We start from the raw sequence: 3,871 nt of genomic DNA on the forward strand, positions 1-3,871 counted from the left end.
TGTACTTATTCCTATAATCCCCAGCGAAATAAGTGCAGCCGAACAGATGATAAGCATTGCACGTCCCATAGTAGTACCTCGTTAATTATTATTTTCTGCAGTTTCTTCTAAGTTCGGTGGAGAAAAGCGTTTTTCCCATACTGATGTTATATAACGCCCTTCTCCTTTGGAACCCATAACAATTTTTTCCGGGCTTTCGACCTTCAATTTTATATAAAACTGTTTAAGGTCATCATATAATGAACCATCAACAGGAGTTGACAAACTATCTTCAGAAATAGATCCACCGTAAGTGGTATAATATCCTATCTTGAATTCCGTGACACCCAACTTTATTTCTGTTACCTCCTCACTTCCATCCTCATTCTTGACAATTCGATGTAAAACACGATCGTTTTGATTTTTAGAAGAAGTGATTTCCAAATCTTTGCGAAACTCCCACGTTATCACTTCTACAGAATTGTCAGTACTATTATCAATATTACTATGAAATTTGATTTTATGACTGTTAGCCACTTGTAAAATTGGATCCGTTTTACCCGTTCTGTTGTATCCCATTTTCTGGATGTCTTCGGAAATCATGCGAGAAATGCTTGCCATCCGTTCCCGTGTAAATTGCGTCATGGTCAGTTCCGATGAACTATTGACAACAGAGGTGTTCATGTTAATGATTGATACCATCAAAATTCCGGCAACAATAAAACTGGTTATTAATCCCGCATTCATAGCAGTAAGTGTTTAATCAGCATAATAATTTCGAATGAACTCCAAATAATAAGTTGTAGGGTTCTCTGCATTACTTTTTTGGAGAAATTCATTAACAATATTTACGCGAATTTTCTTAAAGGTCGTCCTCCCCCCGGATTTCTCATAGTTGGTCTCATCCACATAAAAAACTTCCGTTTCCAAAAAGAACCGCCCGTGTGCAGTTTCAAGTGTGTCTTTCCACTCGTGATAATCATCAAAATCGTCAAATTCATTCCGTTGTACTGTACCATCCCCGTCTAAATCATCATTGACCTCCGGGTTAGAAGCATCTTTATCAGATCCAAGATTTCCAGGATTCGTGAAATCATCGGGAATTTTTGTAGGGGGTACTTCGCCCTGACTGTTTTCATCAAACTCCAACGTGCGGCTTTCTTCAATAATATCCTGAGCCAAGGCCACTACTTCCTGCTCAAGTTCTCCTTCGACCTGCATCATGGTATTGCGCTGAATCATGCGATTGGCACTCATCAAGATGAGCCCAAAGATGACGATGGCCGCCATTGTCTGTAATAATTCACCGTATCCCGCCATAATTTTTTATCTACTTATTTTTATCAACATTAGAAAATATTAACATTTAGTCAATTTACCTATGACATTCTAATGTAAGCCATAAAATATAATTGAACGTACGATCATTACCTGTCCTATACGTTATTAACATGTATGAGATAATTAGTTATGGAGTTTTCTCCATATAAAAAAGTTAAGTCTTTGTAATTATAAACTTTTATAGTGATTGACCCGCTAATTTCATACAATAACAACAGATTGTGAATTTAGCATTTCTTTTGATCTACAATTCGATTGAAACCGGATACTTTGTGCAGGTGAAAAATTGATTAGCTTTAATTTTTGGCTCTCTTATGGATAAGTTCTACCAAATATTACTCATCGAAGATGATGGAAAGGAAGCCGAACTTATACGCAACCGGCTATCCGATATTGGGATAGATCACGAGGTTACGACCATTCAAACCCTGCAAGAACTCGATTCAACACTTGTTGAAAATACGCCTCACCTTATCATCAGTGATTATCATCTTTCTGACTTTAAGGGTTCCAAAGCTTTAACATTCGTAAGAGAACATGTTCCCGGCCTCCCTTTTATTTTCATTGGAGAGCACATTGGTGAAGAAAAGGTCGTTGATGCCATCCATCAAGGGGCCTCGGATTATGTTAATAAAAGCAATCTGGATCGTCTAAAATCTGTAATAAAGCGTGCGTTACTCAAAACAGATCAGCTGAAGAATGCTACGAATGAGAATATAACTGTTTATGAGAGTTTGCTGGAGTGCACAAAAGAGCAGGCTTGCATATATAATATTTCCAGCTTGAATGAAAAGCAGTTAACGACTCAAGAACTCTTAAAAAAAACACTGGAGTACTTGCCAGAGGGGTGGGCTTATCCCGAAATAACAGAAGCATCGATACATTTTAAAAACCAAACGTTTACCACTGAGCATTATCGAGAAACACCATGGGTCTTACGCTCCCAAAAATCTGATCCATTATCATTAGGGACACTAACCATTTGTGTTGTATACACTGAGGAAAAACCCACCAAAGACCAAGGCCCTTTTCTTCAGGAGGAACAACAGCTTTTGGATTTCATTACAGATCTTTTAAATCTCAAAATCAATCATATACAATCAAGAAAAGATCTGAAGGAAAAAGACAAAATTATCGCCAAAGCATACGACCTTGCTCAAATTGGTCATTGGGAACTGGATCTTACCAAACAAACCCTGCATTGGTCTAACGAAATAAAGCGTCTGCATGAAGTTGATATAAACTTTGAACCTGATCTGGATTCAGCAATAAATTTCTATAAGGCCGGCTATCACCGTGACAAAATTCAAGAAGCTGTTCAACAGGCCATAGATGAAGCCATACCCTTCGATGAAGAACTCAAAATCATTACTGCTAAAGGCAATGAGCGCTGGATTCGTGCTGTTGGAGAGGCCGAATATAAAGATGGAAAATGCCAGCGCATATATGGCAGTACCCAAAATATTACCACCCGTAAACAGGCTGAAGAGAAACTCAAAAATACTGAACAAAAGCTGCGTGAAATTGTCGAAAACAGTACCAATATGTTCTATCGTCACGATACCAATCACGTGCTCTCCTATGTAAGCCCACAGTGTAGAGATATTCTTGGTTATAATGTTGAAGAAGCCAAACGTCGCTGGACTGAATATGTGACTGATCATCCCATTAACAAAGAAGGCATCCAACAGACGCAAAAAGCTATCGACACCGGACGATCACAACCTCCCTTTGAGCTTCAGCTGCATAAAAAAAGTGGAGAAAAGATTTGGGTACAAGTTAATGAGGCTCCCATTGTAGAAAACGGAGAAACCATAGCCATTGTGGGATCACTCACTGATATTACTGATCAAAAAAATTATGAGGGTAAGCTTGAGCAATTATCATTGGTTGCCTCCAAAACAACCGACATGATTGTTATTACCGATGCCAAGGAACATATCACCTGGGTTAACGATGCTTTTGAGGAAGAAACGGGATATATGTTAGACGAAATTATCGGAAAAAATCCCGGAGAGTTATTACAAGGTCCCGAAACTGATCCTGATACTGTACAACATATTGCTGATAAGCTTAAAAAGCTGGAAACGGTCCAAGAAGTTATACTGAACTATGCTAAAAACGGTCGCAAATACTGGCTGGATATGACCATCGATCCTATCTTGAATGATGAAGGCCGCTGCACCGGTTATATAGCCATTGAAAAAGATGTGACCTCCGAAATTGAACGAAGTCAAAAATTACAGGAAAGCGTTGAACGCTATGATATTGTGTCGAAAGCTACCAGCGATACCATATGGGATCTGGATTTGCGAACTGATACCATCCGATACAATCAGAACATCTATTCCATGTTTGGATATGAAAAAGATGAGGTTAAAGAGGTAAGTCAGTGGTGGCGCAATAAACTACATCCAGCTGACCAGCAGTATGTTCAGGATAAACTTGATGAAACTCTTTATTCGGATAAAGATCGTATTCAGTTTGAATATCGCTTCAAATGCGCAGATAGCAGCTACAAATATATTTACGATCGCGCTTTTGTAGTACG

General features: G+C 38.7%; 3 protein-coding genes. 1 reads left to right on the top strand and 2 read right to left on the bottom strand.

Features of this window, described 5'->3' with window-relative positions:
• Window positions 1-81: 81 nt before the first annotated feature.
• Both ACQ76V_RS15980 and ACQ76V_RS15985 read right to left on the bottom strand, forming a co-directional pair.
• Window positions 82-726, bottom strand: a complete 645-nt coding sequence (locus ACQ76V_RS15980) for a hypothetical protein (RefSeq protein ID WP_441001503.1) — start codon at window positions 724-726, stop codon at window positions 82-84.
• Between the two features lie 12 nt (window positions 727-738).
• Window positions 739-1,299, bottom strand: a complete 561-nt coding sequence (locus ACQ76V_RS15985) for a type IV pilus modification PilV family protein (RefSeq protein ID WP_441001504.1) — start codon at window positions 1,297-1,299, stop codon at window positions 739-741.
• Window positions 1,300-1,634: 335 nt separating this feature from the next.
• On the opposite strand from ACQ76V_RS15985, the gene ACQ76V_RS15990 reads away from it, so the two are divergent.
• Window positions 1,635-3,871, top strand: a 2,237-nt coding sequence (locus tag ACQ76V_RS15990; RefSeq protein ID WP_441001505.1) for a PAS domain S-box protein, incomplete at its 3' end; no start/stop codon positions are given.

Origin of the sequence: Fodinibius sp. SL11 (assembly GCF_052060035.1) — a bacterium.
In the GTDB taxonomy this organism is placed as follows: Bacteria; Bacteroidota; Rhodothermia; order Balneolales; family Balneolaceae; genus Fodinibius.